This is a genomic window from Bacillus sp. JJ1764 (assembly GCF_036962145.1).
In the GTDB taxonomy this organism is placed as follows: domain Bacteria; phylum Bacillota; class Bacilli; order Bacillales; family Cytobacillaceae; genus Neobacillus.
This window is the reverse complement of sequence record NZ_JBALNY010000139.1, coordinates 13,711-19,787: the sequence shown is the minus strand read 5'-3', so window position 1 is coordinate 19,787 and position 6,077 is coordinate 13,711. Positions and strand designations below refer to the sequence as shown.

At 37.3% G+C, this 6,077-nt stretch carries 5 protein-coding genes; all 5 read right to left on the bottom strand.

Annotation, left to right across the window (positions count from 1 at the left end; translation table 11 throughout):
- Positions 1–225, bottom strand: a 225-nt coding sequence (locus V7083_RS18300; RefSeq protein WP_335480585.1) for an acyl-CoA dehydrogenase family protein, incomplete at its 3' end; no start/stop codon positions are given.
- A gap of 15 nt (positions 226–240) precedes the next feature.
- On the bottom strand, positions 241–1,431 hold the full coding sequence (locus V7083_RS18295; RefSeq protein WP_335480583.1) for a CaiB/BaiF CoA transferase family protein: 1,191 nt from the start codon (positions 1,429–1,431) through the stop codon (positions 241–243).
- A 225-nt stretch (positions 1,432–1,656) separates the two neighbouring features.
- Complete coding sequence (locus V7083_RS18290; protein WP_335480580.1) at positions 1,657–2,286, bottom strand: nucleotidyltransferase family protein; 630 nt, start codon at positions 2,284–2,286, stop codon at positions 1,657–1,659.
- A complete protein-coding gene (locus tag V7083_RS18285; protein ID WP_335480578.1) occupies positions 2,283–3,494 on the bottom strand; it encodes an XdhC family protein in 1,212 nt (403 codons plus the stop codon). The genes V7083_RS18290 and V7083_RS18285 overlap by 4 nt, the downstream gene beginning before the upstream one ends.
- A gap of 51 nt (positions 3,495–3,545) precedes the next feature.
- On the bottom strand, positions 3,546–5,588 hold the full coding sequence (locus tag V7083_RS18280; RefSeq protein ID WP_335480577.1) for a sensor domain-containing protein: 2,043 nt from the start codon (positions 5,586–5,588) through the stop codon (positions 3,546–3,548).
- Positions 5,589–6,077: the final 489 nt, after the last annotated feature.

The following is a 6,077-nucleotide window of genomic DNA, read 5'->3' as shown; positions in this document are numbered from 1 at the left end:
CTCTTCACAAACGATTGCAAGTGAATTGTAGTCCATTCCGCTGCCGCCATATTGCTCCGGAATACAAACGCCCAAAAGGTCCAAATCTCTTAATCTTTTCCAAATGACAGGATCAAAGTAGCCACGCTCATCCCATTCGCGCATATTAGGAATAATTTCCTTATCTACAAAACTTCTTACCATCTTTCTTAACATAACCTGTTCTTCTGAAAAATCGAAATTCATTGTCAAAAACCTCCATTAAATAATTTTTTGACTTTCAAATTGCTCAATTTCATCTAAAGAATATCCGGCTTGCAGTAAAATTTCCTTCGTATGTTCACCGGCCACCGGTGGGTGTCTTTCAATCTTTGTCTTTGTCCTTGAAAGTTTAATAGGTGAACCAACCAGCTTCACTACCCCTGCTTCAGGATGGTTCACTTCAACAACCATTTCACGTGCGTTTACTTGCGGTTGATTAAATACTTGATCCATTGAACTAATAGGGCCGCAGGGAATGTTGTGTGCACAAAATAATTCAGTCCAATACTCAACCGGTTTTAATTGCAGTTGCTCCTCTAATATTTTTCCGAGCAAAGTTCTATTTTGTACTCTTGCATCATTAGTATGAAATCTTTCGTCATGTGCAGTCTCTGCAATCCCCATCGCTTCACATAAAGTGGAAAATTGGCGATTATTGCCGACTGCGATAATTATTTCTCCATCCAATGCTTTATAGATTGAGTATGGAACAATGTTAGGATGATCATTTCCCAATCTTCTCGGAACATGACCGGAAATAAGATAGTTGCTGGCCACGTTGGCAAGTGAGCTAACCGCTGTATCTAGGAGCGACATATCTATTTTTTGCCCCATCCCCGACTTTCCGCGTTCGAGAAGGGCTGCCTCAATAGAAATGGCAGAATATAAACCTGTTAAGATATCAACCATGGCTACACCGATTTTAATAGGTCCACTTTCTTCACTTCCTGTAATACTCATCAGACCGCTCATACCCTGGATGATATAATCATAGCCAGGCAAATGACTTAATGGACCTGTTTCACCAAATCCAGTAATCGAACAAAACACCAATCTAGGGTTGATCGTTTTCAACGATTCGTAGTCTAATTGCCATTTTTCCATCGAGCCCGTTTTAAAATTATGAATCAGTACATCCGCATCTTCTGCCAGCTTCCGGATAATCGCTCTTCCTTCTTCTGTTTTCAGATTAACAGTGATACTCCGCTTATTTCTGTTTGTACATAAATAATAAGCGCTTACACCATTTTGAAACGGCGGACCCCAACTCCTCGTTTCATCACTTCCACCCGGGGCTTCCACTTTTATCACATCTGCACCCAGGTCCGCCAAAATCATAGTACAATACGGACCAGCCAGCACCCTTGTTAAATCTAATACCTTAATCCCCGTTAATGCCCCACCACTCACTTTTCCACCTCCACTTTCTAAATTTGTCTCAAAAACATAAAAAGCCAGCCCAAACACACAGATGTGGTATGGACTGGCTACCTGATCCATTAATACCAACCGGCAAAGGCTGGGAGTGGAATCTAATTAGTCAGTAAATTCAATTATAAAACCATCCTCATTTCCTTCTGCTGTCTGGCAGATAGGATGAAGCTATTTTTAGCTTACAAGAATTTTCTGACTAATTCAAGTCATTTTTCCTGTAATTTGATTTTTTATTAAAGCCTTTTCATACTCTTCAGGGGTGTCAAAATCATAAATAATTCCCTCATCCATTAAATCAATAAAATAATGATCTTTTAATTTCCTCATTATTTGCTTGGCTCCCTGGTCCCCCTTTAAGTCTCTCCAATCAATTTTTGCAAAATGGCCGATAAACACCGGATGCCCTGGTTGTTGCTGGTAACTTGGCTGCACCACATATGGATCGTTTCTGTTATTTAATAGGCTTGACCCTCGATGCACCACTTTTTCTATAGTTTTTGATTGAATTAACGGCATATCAACTAACATAATCAAGAGGCCATCATATTTTTTCATTGCATAAGATAATCCTGTTTTTAAGCTCTCACTTAAACCAGCCTGATATTGCCAGCAAGTCAAAAATGTAACACGCTTATCCTTGATTGACACTATTTCTTTTATTTTTTCACACTGATGGCCCAGGATCACTATAATTTCGGCAAATGATTGTTTCCTTAGCTGATTAATCTGGTACTCGATCAATGTTTTCCCCTTCCACTTAAGCAATTGCTTTGGATAGTTCATCCTAGAGGACGACCCTGCAGCTAATAAAATGGAACAGATATTTTTCATACCTGTTCCTCCAGTTCCCTTGAACGCTTATGATGAATCTGCGGAGAATCTCGCAAAAATGCACCTTTGTGGCCATTCCGAAAAGCGAGAATTTCACTGATAATACTAACGGCTATTTCTTCTGAGGATACTGCCCCAATATCAAGACCAATGGGACTGTGCAACTTTTCTAATTGATTTTTTGAAAAAATAATGTTCTGTTCCTCTAAAAGGTTCAAGAGGTTTTCCCGTCGTTTTTTTGGTCCTAACAGGCCAATATACGGGGATTCTGTTCTCATAGCAAATGCCAACGACTCCATATCTCGTTCCAAATGATGATTCATGATGACAATATAGGATTGTTTATTCATTTTTCCGATAGTGCAGTATTTTTCCGGCCCCGCAAGTATCAATCTTGCTGATGGAAACCTTTCCTTAGTATTATAGGTTTCTCGCGAGTCAATGATGGTGGTGTGAAACCCTAAAACTTGACTGATATTGACCAAAGGAACCACATCATACCCTGCTCCAAAAATAAATAACTGTGGCGGCGGGAGAAATACATCTAAGAAAACTCGAATATCCCCAGAGAGTGTATCCATTGCTAGCATTTCAGAACGTGCATTTAATTGAGCTAACTTTGCCCTAGAAATTAAGACCAACTTCTCTTTTATCATGGCATCCTTTAACTCTCCAAAGACCTCATTCTCTGTAATGATTAATCTCGGGCCTGCTTTCCCATGTTCTGTCAGCAATCTACAAACCACGTTGGGTTCACAACAAGATTGCAACTCCGCCATTTTGTTCCATATATCAGTGTTACCAATAGGCTCTATCCATATTTCCACCGTCCCAGGGCAGCCTAATCCCAGGCCCCAGACATAATCTTCATTCAGATTATAACGCTTGATACATGCTTTTCCTGATTTCAGTACCAACTCAGCATTTTGAATCACATCCGCCTCTAAACAGCCCCCTGATATGATTCCATAGCTATGTCCATTTGGTTCGATGATCATCTTAGCTCCTTCCCGCTTATAGGCTGAACCCTCTACGGAAATAACAGTAGCAAGTACTCCTTTATGCTGATGCTGAATGTAATTGGACAAAAGCTCCATCACGCGGTGATCCGAAGTCATCCGTAACACTTCCTTTAAACGAACTCTTTCTTCATAGTAATGTATTTTGAGAATTTCTAAATCATGCGGCATTTCTACGATAAAAAACACCTGAAATTCCTTCAGGTGTTGAGGTAAAATATTTATTTAGGGTTTTGTCAATTACTTAAAAGATACTTGTTTAAAATCGGTTACAGGAACTGGTTTACTATAAAAATAACCTTGCGCTTCATTACACATTTGATTGAGCAAAAAAGATACATGCTCCTTTGTTTCCACACCTTCTGCAATAACTTGCAGTTTCAGGTTTTTTGCCATAGAAATAATTGTTTTCACAATGGTTTCATCATGAACATCATTAATACAATCTCGAATAAAGGATTGGTCAACCTTTAGTTTATCAATCGGGAATTTCTTCAAATAATATAATGAACTATATCCTGTGCCAAAATCATCAATACTAATTTTAACTCCGATTTTCTTTAATTCAAGCAGCATAGAAATAGCACGTTCTACGTTCATCGTCATACTTTCTGTTATTTCAAGTTCTAAATATTTCGGCTCTAGCCCTGTCTCCACCAGGGTGCGTTTTACGATTTCGGGTAGGTTGGATTGAAAGAACTGCTTAGCAGATATGTTGACAGCCATTGTAAAAGGAGGCATTCCTTCCTCTTGCCATTTCTTATTTTGCAGACAAGCTGATTTTAAGACCCATTCCCCAATTGGAATGATTAATCCTGACTCCTCAGCAATCGGAATAAATTCAGCCGGAGGTATCATCCCCTTCTCCGGATGCTGCCATCTTATAAGCGCCTCTGCTCCAATAATCTCATTTGTTTCCATATTAATTTGCGGTTGATAATAGAGGACAAATTCATTGCGCTCCAACGCCTTTCTGAGTTCCCTTTCATAATCCAACTCATTTTTGGAATCATTCTCTAAACTATCATTAAAAAATTGATAATTATTTTTACCGAGACTTTTTGCATAATACATGGATAAATCGGCATTTTTAATGAGTTGGTCAAAATCTGAACCATGAATGGGATACATGCTGATTCCAATACTTGGAGTTACAAATATTTCGTGATGGTTTAAGTAATAGGGCTGTGATAGGCTATTTAAAATGATTTGTGAAATCTTTGCCGCACAATTGCTAGATTTTTCCGGCAGCAGGATCGCAAATTCATCTCCGCCGTATCTGGATATAATATCCTTTTTACTCACACAACCTTTTAAACGTTCCGCAATATCCATTAATAATTTGTCGCCAATTTCGTGTCCCAGATTATCGTTAACTGCCTTAAAGCGATCCAAATCAAGAAAAATGACAGCAAAATGCGAGTTGTTTTTTTCGGCATTTTCGATCACTTCACCCATTTTTTCTTTTAGGTAATAACGATTCGGCAAATTCGTTAATTGATCGTGATAAGCCATATGTCTGATTATTTTCTCAGAATTAACTTTTTCTGTCACATCGATCACAGTTCCGATAATTGAATCTTTACCATGATTAGCAACTTTAGATCCATAACCTTCGACATAAATAGGGTTTCCATATTTACCTTTAACCCGAAATTTTGTAACCGTTCCGGTCTCTTTATTTAGATAAAGCTTTTTTATATTTTCATCAACTTTTACTTGGTCATCAGGCATGATTATATTTGATAATTTCATACCATGTAATTCTTCAAGGCTATACCCTGTCAGTTTACATAAATATGGATTCACATATACTATTTTTCGATTATGTAAAATATAAACGCCAACCTGGGAGTTTTCAACAAGGCTTCTATATTTGTTCTCTGCTTCGATAATCAGAGTTTGAATTCGGTAATTTTCTGTAATATCCTTTACTATTGCAAAAATGCCTGTGATAACGCCATTATTATAGATAGGTATGTTGGTAACGTTTACTTTTCTCTCATTACCACCTTTATCAATAATCCAACATTCATAATGATTGGCTTCTCCGTTAACTGCTTCCTCAAAATAAGAAAGAGCTTTTTTTAAATCTGATGGCACAACTAGTGGAGCAAATGATTGATTCAAAAGCTCATCAACATCATATCCGAATAAATCAGAAATCGCATTATTCGCTTCCATGAAAATACCATTTGTATCAAATGATATGACCACATCAGGATTCTGATCAAATAGAGATTTATAATTTGTACTGGTTACTCCCCTAAATTTCTCGAACATACTTTTGTATTCTCCTGTATTTGTATACATTTATTGTCATTTAAAGTATAAAGAAATTATTTCTCCATAACAACATAATCTTGGTAGAAATATTCGAAATGTTCATAAATCGCCTTCTATTACGAACGCTAATACTAGAATTCAACATTTCTTAGGTTATCGTGGATATACACAATGAAAGTTGGAAGGTGCAATATTGGTGTACCTCTTGATTATACAACAGGAATTTCATTTAGCAGTAAATATTTATTAAGATTCGGAATTATTTTAACGGGGATCTGGCGATTGAGCAGGGCCTTTTTCATCAAATACAAACTGACGGCTTTCCTCCTCACTTCCCTCAAGAGAAAAATAATGGGCCTCCTTTCTTATGAGGAAGCCATTTTTTATTTCATAAATAGGTACGTAATTGAAAGGGAAAATATCACAGTGATAAACATTTTTACCTTTTTTTGAAAGTTTTGTGGATTTTTAATCAAATATATTCAA

Excerpts from the sequence above, each read along its gene's own strand:
- V7083_RS18280 (WP_335480577.1), bottom strand. The coding sequence starts at position 5,588 with ATGTTCGAGAAATTTAGGGGAGTAACCAGTACAAATTATAAATCTCTA.
- V7083_RS18290 (WP_335480580.1), bottom strand. The coding sequence starts at position 2,286 with ATGAAAAATATCTGTTCCATTTTATTAGCTGCAGGGTCGTCCTCTAGG.